Source organism: Fodinibius sediminis (assembly GCF_900182555.1).
Taxonomy (GTDB): Bacteria; Bacteroidota; Rhodothermia; order Balneolales; family Balneolaceae; genus Fodinibius; species Fodinibius sediminis.
Window position 1 is genome coordinate 48,565 of sequence record NZ_FXTH01000002.1, and the last position, 16,010, is coordinate 64,574.

Consider the following 16,010-nt stretch of genomic DNA (forward strand, 5'->3'; position numbering starts at 1 on the left):
AATTGCCATAGATCGTCCAATTGCAAAAAATAAGCATTTCCTGCGACAATTAGAACTGTTGCTGGTCCCGATCCCCCAACCAATAACGACCGGGTGGAGCGGACTGCCAGACGGTGCGAGCGGTTTTCATCTCAGTCCTCTGCCCAGCATGTATTCAATTCTCCCGCAGGTAAAGCGATGGATCCCACATGTACTCACTCAGATCCACGCGGTAATCTTCTGAAAAACGAACACCCTCCTGCTGCAGCCGTTCCCGCATGGTATCGTCCGGGAAGTGGCCTCTTCCCGTCAGCTCGCCGTTCCTGTTAACCACCCGGTGGGCCGAGGCCACTCCCAGATAGCGGGCAATGGCCCCATAGGTTGTCACTTTCCCTTCCGGGATAGATGAAACAACCTCGTAAACCCGTTCATGGTAATCACTCATGGTTCAGTATGGCTGAAAGAAGCTGACGAAGCTGCTTGGTCGATATGTCTTCCAGCAGGCCCGCTCCTTCAGCTCGGTTTACCGTTTCCATCCCGAGAACAGCGTATAATTCCCTCAACTCAGGTTTTCTACCTAACAGTTTCAAATGACTCTTCACAGTTTCAATATCACCGCGGACAACAGGTCCACTGATTGATTCATCAAAGGAGGCCGACTGTATGTTTCTGAGTGTCGTTTGAATCAATGGAAGTAGCACCTTTTGCACCTTTTCCTTGTCCAGTCCGCCCAGGGATCCTGCCTCCGTTGAGGCGTCAAGGAGGGTTACCAGGTAATTGGAAGCCATCACTGCGGCAGCATGCATGTGCGCCTTTTGCTCCTCGTTAATCTCCAGGGCATCTCCGCCCAAAAGGCCGGCAATATGCCGGAGCACAGGCATGGCCCCGGGGTGCCCCTGCAGACTGAAATAGATATCCTCAAAATCGGCGGGGACAGATTGCGGGGTGAACGTCTGCATCGGGTGCATGGAGGCCGTTCTCCCTCCCTTGGCACCCAGGGGCTGAAGAATGCCAGCCGACTCATTTCCGGAACAGTGAACAAACGTCTTACCGGCCAGGCTGCCCGGCAGGGCTATCAACCGTTCAGCGACTTCCGTTATCGCTGAATCCGGCACTGTCAGAAAGACCAGTTCTCCCAGCTCTTTCGCAGTGCCGGGAAAAGGCCCCGCTTCAGTTACTTCAAGAGAGGCTGTAATGCGTTGTACCGTTGCCCTGTCGCGGCTGAAGATACTGAAAAGTACGGCGCCGCGCGACACCAGCGCCTCTGCCAGCACAGAGCCCAACGCACCAAGGCCGATTATGGAAATAGAAGGTATTCGCATATCATCCATTAAAAACTGCGTGACAGCGCCCCGCATAGGCCGTCAACAAGCTTCCCCTGTACTGCTCAACCTCTGATTCAAGGAAAGTCAGATCAAGCTCCCATTTGCTGGCAACAATAACACCAGCAATAAAGGCGGTGGTTCCTCTTATGTTGGACGCGCCACTGTTCAGGTAATTCAACAGGCCGGAATGATTCTGCCTTTCTATCAGTTCGGTCACCTTTTGAAATTCATCGCGGTAGTGGTTTTCAAGCTCACAGCAAAACACGAGCAATGCACTCCTGGATGCCAACACCTCTTCCAGCACATAGGCCAGCTCCCTGACAATATCCGGATTGTCATCTGCAACCTGAATGCTTACCGCCGAAAAATCACCCGACAGACTTTGCAGAAACATCAGCTGCTGGAACAGGCTGATATCCTTGCCGAAGGCCTCATCATGGATATAAAAATCATCATCTTCATCACAAAATTCATTGCGCATAAAATCATTCACGGGCACAGTGCCCAACGGTGTCTCAAAATAAGCATTCGAAGCCATCGGAAGCTTTTTGTCCAGAGTTTCCTCATGCGACTCAATCACCACCACTGTTTCGCATGCCCTCAAGTCCACCTGGCTGTAAACGGTGCAGGCCCGTTCAAAGTTATCTTCATTGATGATTTTCGGAGCAAAGAGGAGCCGTGCATCGGTCATACCCTCCGGCTGTTTCTTCCGGGCCTTCTGGATTCCCTCTGTGATCTCCTGCCGACTAAAAGAGGTGATATTCTTCATGTGCTGTTCTGAACTGTCATTATTTGGAATAAAAAGCGATAGCTAACCAGTGTTCCTGATGTTGGAAACTACAAATTTTAGCCCTTTTGTAATGATTTTTTTCAATAAAGGTCTGGGCTGTTTCCTGCTCAATATGAACCCGGTTCATGTTCAATCGCAACCCCTCGCCCCGCAATTTAATATAGGCTTCCTTTATCGTCCATAAACGGATCATGGGCAGAACATCCCTGAGTCCATCCTCGCCGGGGTGCATGATCCGATCGCTGAGCTTCTGCGGTACGGCCCGTCCAATCGGTTCTATGTCGACACCTATGGGCTCTTCTCCGGATATACCACAAAAAACCCGTGTATCTGTGTGAGCGATACTTACGTAGTATTCCTGTTCCCGCCCTATCCCAAAGGGCTGGCCAAGCTCATCTTTCCGGATAGAAAAGGATTGCCCCGCTCCCCTTTCCCGGTACAGCTGTTTCAGGGCCAGCCGGGAGCTCACCAGCTCTTGCCGTCGTTTGGTGCTCTTGCACATATCTAATGCCCGCTGTTCCTGATCATCGAGCTGTTCCAGATCCTCCTCTGAAATCGATGTTATGCCGACCAGGGAAAAGGCAGCCTCAAACGGGAGCCGTTGTATCATTGCTGTAAGATAATCCTGCATGGGTATACTTCATTTCAATATCTCGACGTTGCCTCCGCAAAATCTCCTTTTTTAACCTTTTGTGAAACTATTTCCTTCGGTTGAGAAAAAAATCACAATTATGCATTGAATTCCTTATTTTTAGCGACTTAGCAAATCCCTGTAAAACAGAATTAAATAGTCTTTTATTCTCATGAGCAATACTGAATCTTCAGTAAGCGAACAACACGAAATCCGCCTGGAAAAACTACAAGAACTTCGGGAAATGGGACAGGACCCCTACCCCTATGCGTTCGAGGTCACCCACAAGAGTCAATACATCCATGAGCATCCCGAGCTGATCAAGCAGGACGAACAGGAAACAGACGAAGTGGAGCGCGTTTCCATCGCGGGCCGTATTATGACCCGTCGTATCATGGGGAAGTCCACCTTTTTCAACCTGCAGGACTCGCAGGGAGAGATACAGGTGTATATCCGTCGTGATGATGTAGGCAAGGAAAACTACAACAAAGTTTTCAAAAAGCTGACTGACATTGGTGATATCGTCGGTATCAAGGGATATGTGTTCAAAACCGGGACCGGAGAGACAACCGTCTATGCTGAAGAGTTTCAGCTGCTCAGTAAAACCCTCCGCCCCATTCCCGTGCCCAAGGAAGTGGAAACGGATGAAGGCGAAACCAAAGTGTATGATGCTTTTTCCAACAAAGAGCAGCGCTACCGGCAGCGCTACCTCGACTTGGTAGTGAACCCGGAAGTGCGTGAAGTATTTCAGCAGCGCACCCAGATGGTACAGGCCATGCGCAACTATATGAACGACAAAGGTTATATGGAGGTTGAAACGCCCATCCTGCAACCGGTCTACGGGGGCGCTTCCGCCGAGCCTTTCGTGACCCACCACAATGCCCTGGATATGAAGCTGTATCTCCGCATTGCCAATGAACTGTACCTGAAGCGGCTGATTGTGGGCGGCTACGACGGGGTCTATGAGTTTTCCAAAGACTTTCGTAACGAAGGCCTCTCCCGCTTCCACAATCCGGAGTTCACACAGGTCGAGCTTTATGTAGCTTACAAAGACTACAACTGGATGATGGACTTTGTGGAAGCGATGGTAGAGCATATAGCCAAAGCACTCCATGGTTCAACCAAAGTACAAGTTGGAGATCAAGAAATTGATTTCAAACGTCCCTGGCCCCGCATCCCGATGTTTGAGGCCATCGAAAATGAAACAGGGAAGGACCTGTACGGCAAAAACCTCGAAGAGCTTAAAGACATTGCGCGGGAACTGAATATTGAAGTTGAGGACAACTTTGGAAAGGGCAAAATTATTGATGAAATCTTTGAGGAATATGTAGAATCCAAGCTCATCCAGCCTACCTTTATAACCGACTACCCCATTGAAATGAGTCCACTGGCCAAAAAACACCGCGAGAAAAAAGGCCTGGTCGAACGTTTTGAGTGTATCTGCAACGGCAAGGAGATTGCCAATGCCTTTTCGGAACTCAATGACCCGGTAGATCAGCGTGAGCGGTTTGAGGAGCAGGCAAGGCTGCGTGCCGAAGGGGATGAAGAAGCCATGGCCCTCGACGAAGATTTCCTGCAGGCCCTTGAATACGGAATGCCCCCTACGGCGGGACTCGGTATCGGTATCGACCGGCTGGCAATGATTATGACCGACTCTGATTCCATCCGCGACGTCCTGTTCTTCCCGCAGATGAAACCGGGGCAGTAGTTCCCGCATAATTGTTACTGGTTGCTGAAAGCAGCCGCGGGGCCAACCAACCATGAACTGCTAACAAATGTAAATCCATGAATTTTGAATGGTACCTGGCCAGACGATATTTCAAGGGAAAACGGCAGGGCTCCCGTTTCCTGAGTTTTATCAAAATCATGGCCATTACTGGGGTTGCCGTTGGTTCGGCCGGGTTACTCATTGCCTTGTCTGTTGTTCATGGATTCAAGTCAGCCATCGACGATAAAGTACTGGGCTTTGCCCCCCACATCACCATTAGCCGGTTCAGCGACACCCCCATTTTACGTGCCGACACCCTCCTTTCTGACCTGGAGGCTTATCCGGAGATACAGCAGGCTCAGGCGGTCATTGAAGGCCAGGCCATGCTGCAGTCGCCGGAGGAGGTAACGGGAATTCTTTTCAAAGGAGTAGATCAGAAAGGAGATGTAACCGATATCCGACAGTACATTGACAGGGGTCGCTATTTCCTGGGCAAGGACAGTACCGGAATGCCGGGCATCGTCATCGGATCAAAACTGGCACAATCACTCAGTGCAGATATCAATTCCGTACTCACCGCCTATACTATTGAGGGTCTGCCTTCCCCGCTCAGCTCTCCTGAAATAAAGCAGTTCCGGCTCAGCGGCATTTATCAGACAGGCATTGGACAGTTCGACAACATTTTCGCCCTGGTCGCCCGCCCCCATGCGCAACAGCTGTTCCAGGTCCCCCCTGACCAGGCTTCTGTCATAGAAATCAGGCTCCACGACCAGTCCGGCATCGGCCCGTTCAAACAGCACTTGAGCGAAGATATCGGTTTCCCCTATTTCACGGAAAGCATATATGAAAAATACAGCAGCATTTTTGCCTGGGTAGACCTGCAGGAGGAAACGATTCCCTTTGTGATAAGCGTCATGATCATTGTAGCGGCGTTTAACCTGATCGGTACCGTGCTGATGATGGTTCTTGAACGCACGCGTGATATCGGTATACTGAAGACCATGGGAGCCAGCGACAAAAGTATCCGGTATATCTTTATGCTGGAGGGGCTCTTTGTTGCGGTTACCGGCCTTCTCATCGGCATTGGGATATCCCTGCTTTTTACCTGGCTGCAGTCCACCTATCACCTCATTCCCCTTTCCGAGCAGAATTACTACATGGCCTACGCCCCCACGGAACCCCATGGGCTCGATTTTCTTATTGTCACCGCCGTTACCCTGCTGCTCTGCACGCTCTCATCCTATCTTCCCGCCCGTATCGCGGCGCAAACCGACCCGCTCAAGGTGATAGCTTATGGCCGCTGATGGCCAGGGTCAGTTCCCGGTCGGCAGCAAATAAAAGCGACACTGCGGATGTGCCTCTCAGCTGACTAATACCGTCCACGGATATGGGACCGAATCTCCCCGTCATACAGTTTGCGAAGCTTCTTATGTACTACATCATTGAGCGGCTTGAGATCGGAAGCCCCCGTGTTGCTCGTAACATGCACTTTCTTGGTAGCCCCCGGAATGACCGTCGTTACCTGCGGGTGATCCAAAATCCATCGCAGGGCCAGTTGCGGCATATCGCCCTCGGGCATAATGTCTTCAATCTTTCGGACCAGCTCGAGTCCCTTGTCAAACGGAATACCCGAAAAGGTTTCTCCCACGTTGAAAGCTTCGCCGTCAGCATTGAAATTACGGTGGTCATCTTCGTCAAAGGTGGTATTCTCATCAAATTTACCGGTCAGCATACCACTGGCCAGCGGTACACGAACGATCAGGGCTACATCGCGTTCTTCCGCTTTCTCAAACAGCTCGTCAGCCAGGTGCTGTCGGAAGAGGTTAAAAATAATCTGCAGGGAGCTGATGCCCTCCTCATCCAGGCAGATCAGGGCTTCCTCGGTCGTCTCAACACTGGCCCCCCAGTGCTTAATGAGCCCCTCATCCTGCATTTTCCGAAAGTGATCAAAAACCGCTCCCTCTTCGAGCTGTTTTCGAGGTATGCAATGCAACTGATCCAGAAAAAGCTGGGAAACGCCCAGATTTTCAAGGGAACTCTCAACATGCTCACGCATCACCTTATAGGTAAAATTCTGTGGCCATCCATAACCGTTGTCCTGCCGGCGACCCAGTTTAGTGGCCACATAGATTTCCCGCTCGGAGCCACGCTGTTTCAAAAACTTGCCAATGGTACGCTCGCTAATGCCCATGCCGTAAATATCGGCTGTATCAATAAAATTACCCTCCTGGTTCACATAGGTCTGCAGGATGGACAGGGCTTCTTCTTCACCCACTCTTCCCCACTCACTGCTTCCCAGTTGCCAGGTTCCCAGTCCCACTTCAGCGACGGATGCTTCTTCCAATGTTCGATAGTTCATAAATGTTATCTGGTTTGATGTTATTTTAATTATTTTGAATATACATAAACAAAGGGTTCATGCCAGCCGGCGACATTGAACGCTCCACCCACCGGCTTCGCTACGACAAAGCCGAAGATATTGACATGCCGCTGCATTCTTCAAATACGGTGTCGTATTGCTCTATACGCTCATCCCAGCCCAGGTGTTTATTGATATTCTGAAGTGATGCCTTCGGCAGCGGATTGGTTTCACCGGTAAGTAAATCTTTGAGATAGTGAAACAAATCGTCTTCGGTGTCATAGAGCACCGGAGCATGGAGCAGCGGTTTGTGCAGACTCTTCGGAATCAGCTCCGGATAATGCAGACGGTTGGGCACCAGCGGATGACATCCACAATAGACGGCCTCCATAATGGCAACACAGAAAAACTCGTAGGTGGCCGTGGAGACGACGATATCACCTTTATGGAGCAGTTTGCTGTAACTTTCCTTATTCTCCACATAGCCGAAATGAGTGATATGCCGTCCATAGCGCTCCCAGGCTTTTTCAAACTCTTCCGGTTTCTCGTGCTGGGTATCCCCGGCCAGGATCAGATCAAACTTTAAATCGATGTCATTCAGGCGGTTGAGCACCCGGAAAAACATCGCGGGGTTCCGGTCAAACTGCCAGCGCTGATTCCAGACAATAACCGGGTTCTCATTGGAATCTCGCTGATCAGGCTGGGCATCAAAGCGTTTTAGATCAAGTCCCGGGTATAACACAATGCTTTTCGCCGCAATCTTGTCGACCGGATAATAGTGCAGATCATCGGGATAGTGCTGCAGAAATTTCGGGAGTGCATTCAAAAAGTCATCCCGGTGAAAATTAGAGGAAAAGATAAGCCGGTCGGCCGACAGCATGCTCAGATAGTTCAGGTAGCAATACGTCAGGTCCCGTTCTTCGCCCTCAGGTACCGGCTGTGTAAATTGGTTCTCATGCATATACATGACCTTGGGGACTTCTGAGAAACGCGGGTTGGTCAGCGACAAAAAGGAAGGCAGATCGGTCATGCTGCTTACCAGGAGCAGGTCGATTTCTGCCTCCACATCCTGAGCCATTCCCGCAAGCACTACCGCATTGCCGTGCATGCGCCATTTTCTGCCCTTGTAACTCAGGTTGACAGGAATGATGTTGTGCCTGGAATGCTCTTGAAGCCCCTTCAAAAAAGCTTTATGTGAACCGCTGTAAAAAGGTTCAACAGCTAATATATTCATGCGCTCTTCAAATTGATAATTGGTTGATCGAATGGGCACAGTATCTCAATAAAAGATCCTATTTCAAAATGATACACCCGGCCGCAGTCCCTCCGCCCCGGCCTCACCGGAACCGGGATTCAATGTCTTCCAGCGGAATATACTCGATGGTTGGTTTGTCCAGAGGATCCTTATAGGGTTCATCGCAGGCAAAAAGCTGATCCAACATATTTTCCATTTCCACATCGGTCAGCTTTTTGCCGCTGGGAATCGCGGTTTTGGAGGCAAACGCGATAGCCAGCTTCTTGCGCTCATCCAGCTCCACCTTGCCCTCCAGCTCTCGGTACTGGTATAACATGGATTTAAGAACAGACTGCTCATCCCCTACGTCGATATCCGCCGGGACCCCGCTTACCATGGCCGTGTTGCCACTGAGCAACTGCACATTGAATCCCATGCGCTGAAGGATGGGGTGCAGCTCTTCCAGCAGAGAAAATTCCGAGGCCGAAAATTCCACATTCTGGGCAAACAGAAGCTGCTGGGTGCTGGGAATAGCTTCTTCGGTAGCACTCAGTGCTTTTTCATAGACAATCCGCTTGTGTGCGGCATGCTGATCGATCATGCAGAGGCCGGAACGCGTCTGCGTTAGAATGTAGCGGTCATGCAGCTGCCAGAACCCCCGCTCGCGCATTCGCTCCGGGGCCGGATCCTGGTCCTGTTGACTTGAAGCAGCCGGTTGCTCCTCAAAGTCGTAAAGCTGACGGGAGAAATCGCTGTCTTTCTTCTCCGACTTCGATCCGTCGAAATTAATTCGGGAAGGAAATTTCATTGGCTCTTTTTTCCAGCTTTGTTTCTGTGACGATCCGCCAAAACTAAAATCGGAGGAAAATCCACTCGATGGGCTGGCCTGCCGCGAATGCTGGTTGTGACGAGGCACTTCCGGCACAAGGAACTGTTCATTCAAGGCTTTTTTAACTACGGATTTGGTCAGCTTGATAACACTGCGCTCATCCTCAAACTTGACCTCCTCTTTGGCAGGGTGTACATTGACGTCTACCTGCGTCGGGTCCACATTCAGAAAAATGGCATAAAAAGGATATTCTTTCTCCCCTGTCCACCGATCATAAATCTTTAGGATGACATGGGTCAGATACCGATGCTGAAATGGACGCCCGTTGACAAACAGGAACTGCTCGCCGCGGCTCCGTTTGGTCAGCTTGGGATCAGCCAGAATCCCGCGGACGCTCAGGTAGCTGGTCTGCTCCTCAAATTCTATGAGGCTGGCCTTGTAACTCTTCCCAAACATCTCGGCAATTCGTTCCTTCATCGGCTGCTCTTTGGGGAGATCATAGATCGTATCGGTATCAGCGACAAGCTTGAATCCCAGTTCCGGGTTGGCAAGGGCCGCCTGCTGGACGGCCTTTAGGATGTGCCGGAATTCCGTCGCATCTGTTTTCAGGAACTGCCGGCGTGCCCGCACATTGTAGAAAAGGTTCCGTATGGCCACGGAAGTACCGCTGTCCACCGCTGCCGGTTCAAAAGACTTCTCCTCGCCGCCCCAGATCTCATATTTATACCCTATGTCATCCCCGGGGCGCTTGGTCTTGAGGGTAACCTGGGCTACGGATGCGATGGAGGCCATCGCCTCACCACGAAAGCCCAGCGTCCGCACGCGAAAGAGATCATCGACATCCTGTATCTTCGAGGTAGCATGCTGTTCAAAACAAAGTCTGAGATCCTCTTTCCCCATACCGCAGCCGTTGTCGACCACCTGTATAAGCGTTCGGCCGGCATTTTGAATGACAATTTTCAACTGGTCTGCCCCCGCGTCAACAGCATTGTCCAGCAATTCCTTAACCACGGAACTGGGGCGCTGAATGACTTCGCCGGCAGCAATCTTATTGGAAATTTCAGGAGGAAGTTGATGTATGATGGAGTGTTGCGAATCCGTATCCTGGGTCAAAGTACGCGCTAATTTCTGGGTTGATTTTAATTAGGTGAAAAGACAGAGAATCACCGTCTCTGTTTGATGAAGGTCAGAATAACTACAAACGCTTGGAATCTATAACAGGTACATGATGTAGATCACCAGCGACAACCCGAGGGCATACATCAGCACCGAGCGGCCCTGATGGTACTTCTTGTGGTTGCGTTTGATTTGCAGACGCTCTCTTCTGCTTTTCTCCTTTTCCGGATCGTGATGGCGGAAAGGATAATTGAATTTCCTGGGCTTGGGCCGGTACCCGAACATTGGCTTAATCATGGCGGCTTCCTTTCTGTTGAGATAGAAGGTTTCCATTCAATATTATAAATATAACCAGAAATTTCATCAATTTGCAGCGGTTCTATTTGTTTCTTTTCATGCTGTGCACCTGCTTTATTTTTTTACTATACTTATAGGCAAATTAAATTCGAAATTTATTGCTGAAATCACATGAGTTACGACAAAATTACTGCACCCGAAACGGGCACAAAAGTAGAAAAAAAATCTGATGGTTCACTAAAAGTCGGGGATAACCCCATTGTTCCATTCATTGAAGGAGATGGCATCGGCGTTGATATTACTCCCACCATGCGCCATGTACTGGACAGCGCTGTAGAAAAGGCGTATGATGGCGAGAAGAAGATTGAATGGTTTGAAATATATGCTGGTGAGAAGGCCCTTGATCATTACGGAGACGACAACTGGCTGCCGGAAGATACTTTGAAAGCAATTGAGGATTATAAAATTGCGATTAAAGGCCCCCTTACCACCCCGGTAGGTGGCGGGATCCGTTCGCTGAACGTGGCAATCCGGCAGAAACTGGACCTTTTTGCCTGTGTACGCCCGGTGAAGTATTACCAGGGAACTCCCAGCCCGGTCAAGCATCCTGAAAAAACGGATATGGTTATTTTCCGCGAGAATACCGAGGATATCTATGCGGGTATTGAGTACCAGACCGGCACCAAGGAAAACAAAAAGCTCAAGGACTTCCTTATAAACGAAATGGGCGTCACCAATATCCGCTTCCCTGATACCACCTCGCTCGGCATTAAACCCATTTCCGAGGAGGGAACCAAGCGACTGGTGCGATCAGCTATCGACTACGCCCTTGAAATGGATCGCGACAGCGTCACCCTGGTACACAAAGGCAATATCATGAAATTCACCGAAGGAAGCTTCAAGAACTGGGGCTATGAAGTCGCACGTGAGGAGTATGATGCAGAAGTCATCGGTGAAGGCCCCTGGTGCAAGCTGCCCAACGGCCTGGTCGTAAAAGATGTGATTGCTGATGCATTTCTCCAGCAGATTCTTACACGTCCTGATGAATATGATGTCATCGCCACAATGAACCTCAACGGCGACTATATTTCCGACGCCCTTGCCGCTTGCGTGGGTGGCATTGGTATCGCGCCCGGAGCCAACATCAACTATAATACGGGTCTTGCAGTCTTTGAGGCGACACACGGTACGGCTCCAAAATACACCGGCCAGGACAAGGTTAATCCCGGGTCCATCATTCTGTCCGGCGTAATTATGCTGCGCTATATGGGATGGGGCGAAGCTGCCGATCTCATTGAAAAAGGAATCGAGGCTGCCATTAGCCAGAAACAGGTAACCTATGATTTTGAACGCTTGATGGAAGGAGCTACACTGTTAAAATGCTCTGAATTCGGCGACAAAATTGTTGAGAACATGTAATACAGCCCGCGCGCTTATTCAGAACCCGCAAAGTTGAATACACTTTGCGGGTTTCTTTATATGGGGAAAAAATTACAGATTCTGAAAGGCCGGGGACGCTTTAAGCGTATTCCAGATTTCCGGATAGTCGGCAAGTTTTTTACCGATCTGTTCGATAAGCTGCGCCTTTGAAAGCTCAACATTGGCTATTCCCCGTACTCCTCCCTCGCCTTCCAACGGCTTGGAATGCGTCTGCCGGGTAGAAACTTTAGCCGCGGCTGCTTCAGCGGCTTTCCGGTAGGCAATCAGGAATTCCGGATTGCCCAAACCCGACGCCTCCCCCGCTGATTGAGCTCTTTCAGCCCGAATCGACTCGAGCTTGTCGGATAATGAACGCATCAGCAGTATAGTGGCCCGGGAAACCGCTTTCGACTCTGCCGTAGCGGCATCGCTGCCAACTGCAGTTGCATAAGCCTGGATTGCCTCGTTCTCAAAGGTTACCGTCTCGCTGGTGAACCATGCGGGCGAGGGGGTTTCGGACACTGTGACAGAAGATTCATCGGTTTCGGGCTGGCGTGTATTGGAGGTACTGGAACAGGAAGATATGGCAAAAAGAACGGCAGCAAGTATAAGTATATAGTAGCGATGCATAATTTATTCTTGAAATTGCGCCGGCCGGGACCATCACGGGGATAATCGTACAGCCGGCTTGGGTTGGCCATTAAGATCACCTAAAGTTTAGGTACTGTCAAGCCTCCGAAAGGTTCCGCTTGAATCTACTCTTCCGCTGATGATGATAGTTCGGATTCCATCGGCTTCCTCTTCAGCATTCCCAGCGTGACATCCCGGACAAACTCCTCGCCGTCACGCCATATTTTAAGGGTCACCTCCTCCCCCGGCTGCAGTACCGCAATCTTCTGCTGCAGTTCATTTGACTCATTAACCGCAAAACCATCCACACTCAGCACTACGTCATCGCGCATCAGGCCTGATTCGTCGGCCGCGCCCCCAGGCCTGATATCCAGGATTTGGACGCCCCTGATGCGATCCATAGCCAGCTCACGGGCCACTGTGGCATCAACAGTATTTATGCTCACGCCCAGCAGCGCCCGCCGCACCTCTCCGAACTCGATGATGTCCCGGGCAACCTTCAAAGCCAGATTCGAAGGAGCTGCAAAACCATAGCCCTGATAGTTGCCGCTCATCGAGGCAATAGCCGTATTGACCCCGATCAGCTCTCCGCTCGTATTAACCAGCGCACCACCGCTGTTCCCCTTGTTGATAGCGGCATCGGTCTGAATGAAGCTCTCGATGCGCATCTGATCTTCGATAATCCGCATGTCACGGCCAAGCGCACTTACAATACCTGCTGTTACTGTTGACCGCAGCCGAAAGGGATTGCCAATAGCCAACACCCAATCTCCCACTTCCACTTCGTTGGAGTTCCCAATCGTTATGGCCGGAAGTTTCATGGCATCTATCTTCATAACGGCCAGGTCAGTGGTCGGGTCTCTGCCCACGACCCGGGCCGAAAAGGTACGTTTATCATGCAGTGTTATTTCAATGCCATCCTCTACAGCTCCGTCAATAACATGGTTATTTGTCAAGATATAGCCATCACTACTGATAATGATCCCGGATCCGACGGTCCGGGCCCTGCGAGGAAAAATTTGTCCCCAGAAATCCTGCTCACCGTCATGGAATTCATCATCCGGCATCTCGACCCGGCTCACCGGCACTTCCGTTTCAATATAAACCACCGTGGGTTTAACCTGTTCAGCTACATTCCTGAAAAGAAAGCGGTCATCAACTTGCTCCAGCTCTTCATTTGAAAAAATCGGCTTGCTGCTGTATTTGATCTCGGTGGCATTGACCTCCGCCCGGTCATCCGTATTCTCCCGGGGATACAGGACAATCACCATCCCCACCAGTACGCCAATCAAAAGCAATAATATCCCTGACAAATAACGATCCCGATTCTTCATAACGATTCCTGCAATATATGTTCAAATATGGCATCTGACTTTCGATCTTTTAACCCTTCAACATGGTACTTCAGATAGCGATCCAGATGCCCGATTAAGGCCTTGAGCTCCCCGTTTTGAAACGGGATGTCAAACAAGAGCGAACTCTTGGAACGAAGTGCAATCGCCAGAAACTGGTACTGGTTGTCTGTCAGCTTATAGGTATGTGACGTTACACTCTCGGTAGATATTAAACCAGATTCCAGGTTCAAATAGTTCGTTTGCCGGGGATTTGAGGATTCTCCAAGCTGAAGTCCGACCCCGACAAGCATGGCCAGTCGAACTTGAAGGTAGGGAAACAGCATCGGCGGGTGGATATCAGTCTCATCAAGCCAGAGCAACATCCTTCTGGTAAAATCGAAAAGCGGTTTGTTGACTTCGTTGTCATGGAGCAGCTGACTAATCAGCTCAACGGCTGATGTCATAGTTGCCATCTTCTCGAAGTCAGTACGCACGCTCCAAGTCTTTTCACTGTAACTGGCTTCACTCAGGATCTGTACCGACCGCGACCCCTTGTAATAATAAACCACATCCAGCAAGTTTCCCACCTCAATCAGGCCAGAAAATTTACTTTTTGGCTTTTTGGCTCCCCGGACCATGAGAGCTATTTTCCCATGCTCCCGGGTGAACATGGTCACAATCTTGCTTGACTCTTGATAATCAACGGCCCTGAATATAATGGCTTCGGTGTGGGTAATCATTCCTTTCCTATCATCATCGCATTATACACTTCTATAGAAAAGGACGTATAGTACCGTCAGAAATGCAACCGATAATTATTAATTGCCGGTCCCGGTCAGTTGTATCGACTTGACCGGCCGGTTGTTGATCACGGAATTTTCAATAAGCTTCAGTTTCTCGGTCGACTGTTCGATCAGGGCATTGAAATCTCCGTTACTCGGTGTCATTTGATCCTTAAAATAGAGGACATTCTGCCGGTCAACCCACGGCTCCACCCCTTGATCGCCGGCAGAAACCGTCTGGAATAGTGCTTCTTCCCCCTCTCCGAAGGAAAATACTGCGTTATTGCTGCCCGTCTGAGCCTCCACAGCAGCGGTCGTTGAGGCCGTCTGACTGCCCCCCTCCCCTGTATCCATAAAAAGCCATGCTCCCCCCGCTGTTATGGTGAGGGCCAGGGTAGCTGCCACGGCATATTTATAGACTGGCCTCACGGATGTGCCGGCCGCCCGGTTCTGTTCAGCTTTTTCAGCTGCCTGCGATAGAATACGGTCGCATAGTTCCGACGGAGGATCCTTCTGTGGCAGTTTATCGAGCTTGGCAAGCGTCTGTCGCATACTTTCAACTTCGATTAGAAGATTTTCATCCTCCATCATCGCCCGTTCCATCAGTAGCTCCTCCGAAGGATCCATCTCCTTCATCAGGTACCGAATACAATCATTATCCTCGTTGCGCATAATTTTGCTCTTCTTGTTCTTTTTCTTTATCAAAAAGTTTTCGAAGATTTATTAACGCATACCGCATGCGTCCTAGTGCGGTGTTTATGGAAACATCTGTCAAGTCGGCAATTTCCTTAAACGGCATTTCGTAGTAATGACGCAGCATTACCACTTGACGTTGTTCCTCAGGAAGTTCGGCTATATGTTTCATCAGACTACTTTTAGCCTCCTCTTTTTCAAGCTGTTCCTGTGCGCTGATAAGATCTTCATCAGGCAAACGATCGTAGAAGTCAGTGTTTGATTCCTCGTCGTAGTTAGAACTAACGTCCACAAACCGTTTTTGTTTTCTTAAATAATCAATTGTGGCGTTATGGGCTATACGCATAACCCATGCAATCCATTTACCCTGCTCATTGTAGGTATCGTCCATCTTCGTAATGACCTTGGTGAAGGTTTCCTGGAAGATGTCATCCGCCTTGCCGGCGCTTCCCACCATACTGTAGATATAGGAATAAATTTTCGTCTGATGACGATTCATTAACTCGCTGAATGCCTGCTCATCACCGTTTTGACGGTAAAATCGAACCAGATCCTTGTCATCCAGCTGTTGGTATTTTTTACTGATATGTTTGGATTGTTCAAGCTTCATAATATCCTCATGCCTGATTTAAGAATTTTTAGTCGGCAATGCAACTATTAATGCATTAAGATGCATCATGGTGACCGTATCTTATGATCAGAACAAAATTTGTTTGTGTTGGAATTCTCTTGTTTTGTTGTGGTTACTACTGAATACGTATTTCCTGTGCATTTTGTTCCATTTCGGTCAATAATCTATTTCCATGGTACTATCTCAGATTATCAATGTGTATCACATGATGATGTTACACGGGCATATAATTGCAATATTCATGCCGATCAAA

At 49.7% G+C, this 16,010-nt stretch carries 16 protein-coding genes; 3 read left to right on the plus strand and 13 right to left on the minus strand.

All coding sequences use genetic code 11. From position 1 onward, the window contains the following. Window positions 1–154: 154 nt before the first annotated feature. Genes FN808_RS02290 through FN808_RS02305 form a run of 4 tightly spaced genes read right to left on the minus strand, consistent with a single transcriptional unit; the run spans window position 155 to window position 2,704 of the window. Entirely contained in the window at window positions 155–424 is a 270-nt protein-coding gene (locus tag FN808_RS02290) for an MGMT family protein (RefSeq protein WP_142712936.1), read from the minus strand. Beyond that, a complete protein-coding gene (locus tag FN808_RS02295) occupies window positions 417–1,310 on the minus strand; it encodes a Rossmann-like and DUF2520 domain-containing protein (protein ID WP_185958209.1) in 894 nt (297 codons plus the stop codon). Before FN808_RS02295 ends, FN808_RS02290 begins: the two co-directional genes overlap by 8 nt. Further along, window positions 1,303–2,073, minus strand: coding sequence for an AmmeMemoRadiSam system protein B (gene amrB, locus FN808_RS02300; RefSeq protein ID WP_142712938.1), 771 nt, complete (start codon window positions 2,071–2,073; stop codon window positions 1,303–1,305). Before amrB ends, FN808_RS02295 begins: the two co-directional genes overlap by 8 nt. Window positions 2,074–2,092: 19 nt before the next feature. Beyond that, the gene (locus FN808_RS02305) at window positions 2,093–2,704 is read right to left on the minus strand and encodes a 4'-phosphopantetheinyl transferase family protein (RefSeq protein WP_185958210.1); all 612 of its coding nucleotides are present in this window, start codon (window positions 2,702–2,704) and stop codon (window positions 2,093–2,095) included. A gap of 193 nt (window positions 2,705–2,897) precedes the next feature. Here FN808_RS02305 and lysS point away from each other — a divergent pair, with 193 nt between their 5' ends. Continuing rightward, complete coding sequence (gene lysS / locus FN808_RS02310; RefSeq protein ID WP_142712940.1) at window positions 2,898–4,433, plus strand: lysine--tRNA ligase; 1,536 nt, start codon at window positions 2,898–2,900, stop codon at window positions 4,431–4,433. A 77-nt stretch (window positions 4,434–4,510) separates the two neighbouring features. Next, window positions 4,511–5,737 carry an ABC transporter permease gene (locus FN808_RS02315; RefSeq protein WP_142712941.1) on the plus strand — a complete coding sequence of 409 codons (1,227 nt, stop codon included), beginning with the start codon at window positions 4,511–4,513 and terminating at the stop codon, window positions 5,735–5,737. A 65-nt stretch (window positions 5,738–5,802) separates the two neighbouring features. On the opposite strand, the gene FN808_RS02320 is transcribed toward FN808_RS02315, so the two are convergent. From FN808_RS02320 to FN808_RS02335, 4 genes are all read right to left on the minus strand, one after another. Continuing rightward, window positions 5,803–6,792: an aldo/keto reductase gene (locus tag FN808_RS02320; RefSeq protein WP_142712942.1), complete on the minus strand. Its 990-nt coding sequence runs from the start codon at window positions 6,790–6,792 to the stop codon at window positions 5,803–5,805. A gap of 100 nt (window positions 6,793–6,892) precedes the next feature. After that, entirely contained in the window at window positions 6,893–8,065 is a 1,173-nt protein-coding gene (locus tag FN808_RS02325) for a tRNA-queuosine alpha-mannosyltransferase domain-containing protein (protein ID WP_246068262.1), read from the minus strand. A gap of 64 nt (window positions 8,066–8,129) precedes the next feature. Then, window positions 8,130–9,968, minus strand: a complete 1,839-nt coding sequence (gene mutL, locus FN808_RS02330; protein ID WP_142712943.1) for a DNA mismatch repair endonuclease MutL — start codon at window positions 9,966–9,968, stop codon at window positions 8,130–8,132. A gap of 99 nt (window positions 9,969–10,067) precedes the next feature. Next, entirely contained in the window at window positions 10,068–10,268 is a 201-nt protein-coding gene (locus tag FN808_RS02335; protein WP_246068263.1) for a hypothetical protein, read from the minus strand. Window positions 10,269–10,439: 171 nt separating this feature from the next. On the opposite strand from FN808_RS02335, the gene icd reads away from it, so the two are divergent. After that, entirely contained in the window at window positions 10,440–11,687 is a 1,248-nt protein-coding gene (icd, locus tag FN808_RS02340) for an NADP-dependent isocitrate dehydrogenase (RefSeq protein WP_142712944.1), read from the plus strand. Window positions 11,688–11,759: 72 nt separating this feature from the next. Here icd and FN808_RS02345 read toward each other — a convergent pair whose 3' ends face one another. The 5 genes from FN808_RS02345 to FN808_RS02365 form a co-directional block, all read right to left on the minus strand. Then, complete coding sequence (locus tag FN808_RS02345; protein ID WP_142712945.1) at window positions 11,760–12,317, minus strand: hypothetical protein; 558 nt, start codon at window positions 12,315–12,317, stop codon at window positions 11,760–11,762. Between the two features lie 125 nt (window positions 12,318–12,442). After that, entirely contained in the window at window positions 12,443–13,651 is a 1,209-nt protein-coding gene (locus tag FN808_RS02350; RefSeq protein WP_142712946.1) for a S1C family serine protease, read from the minus strand. Further along, window positions 13,648–14,391 carry a DNA repair protein RecO gene (recO, locus tag FN808_RS02355; protein ID WP_142712947.1) on the minus strand — a complete coding sequence of 248 codons (744 nt, stop codon included), beginning with the start codon at window positions 14,389–14,391 and terminating at the stop codon, window positions 13,648–13,650. Before recO ends, FN808_RS02350 begins: the two co-directional genes overlap by 4 nt. Window positions 14,392–14,469: 78 nt before the next feature. After that, window positions 14,470–15,105, minus strand: a complete 636-nt coding sequence (locus FN808_RS02360; RefSeq protein ID WP_142712948.1) for a hypothetical protein — start codon at window positions 15,103–15,105, stop codon at window positions 14,470–14,472. Continuing rightward, entirely contained in the window at window positions 15,089–15,736 is a 648-nt protein-coding gene (locus tag FN808_RS02365) for an RNA polymerase sigma factor (RefSeq protein WP_142712949.1), read from the minus strand. The genes FN808_RS02360 and FN808_RS02365 overlap by 17 nt, the downstream gene beginning before the upstream one ends. Window positions 15,737–16,010 lie beyond the last annotated feature (274 nt).

Bases quoted from the DNA above. Each gene is read 5' to 3' on its own strand.
- FN808_RS02290 (WP_142712936.1), bottom strand. From the start codon at position 424: ATGAGTGATTACCATGAACGGGTTTACGAGGTTGTTTCATCTATCCCG.
- FN808_RS02295 (WP_185958209.1), bottom strand. From the start codon at position 1,310: ATGGATGATATGCGAATACCTTCTATTTCCATAATCGGCCTTGGTGCG.
- amrB (WP_142712938.1), bottom strand. From the start codon at position 2,073: ATGAAGAATATCACCTCTTTTAGTCGGCAGGAGATCACAGAGGGAATC.
- FN808_RS02305 (WP_185958210.1), bottom strand. From the start codon at position 2,704: ATGATACAACGGCTCCCGTTTGAGGCTGCCTTTTCCCTGGTCGGCATA.
- lysS (WP_142712940.1), top strand. From the start codon at position 2,898: ATGAGCAATACTGAATCTTCAGTAAGCGAACAACACGAAATCCGCCTG.
- FN808_RS02315 (WP_142712941.1), top strand. From the start codon at position 4,511: ATGAATTTTGAATGGTACCTGGCCAGACGATATTTCAAGGGAAAACGG.
- FN808_RS02320 (WP_142712942.1), bottom strand. From the start codon at position 6,792: ATGAACTATCGAACATTGGAAGAAGCATCCGTCGCTGAAGTGGGACTG.
- FN808_RS02335 (WP_246068263.1), bottom strand. From the start codon at position 10,268: ATGATTAAGCCAATGTTCGGGTACCGGCCCAAGCCCAGGAAATTCAAT.
- icd (WP_142712944.1), top strand. From the start codon at position 10,440: ATGAGTTACGACAAAATTACTGCACCCGAAACGGGCACAAAAGTAGAA.
- FN808_RS02345 (WP_142712945.1), bottom strand. From the start codon at position 12,317: ATGCATCGCTACTATATACTTATACTTGCTGCCGTTCTTTTTGCCATA.
- FN808_RS02350 (WP_142712946.1), bottom strand. From the start codon at position 13,651: ATGAAGAATCGGGATCGTTATTTGTCAGGGATATTATTGCTTTTGATT.
- recO (WP_142712947.1), bottom strand. From the start codon at position 14,391: ATGATTACCCACACCGAAGCCATTATATTCAGGGCCGTTGATTATCAA.
- FN808_RS02360 (WP_142712948.1), bottom strand. From the start codon at position 15,105: ATGCGCAACGAGGATAATGATTGTATTCGGTACCTGATGAAGGAGATG.
- FN808_RS02365 (WP_142712949.1), bottom strand. From the start codon at position 15,736: ATGAAGCTTGAACAATCCAAACATATCAGTAAAAAATACCAACAGCTG.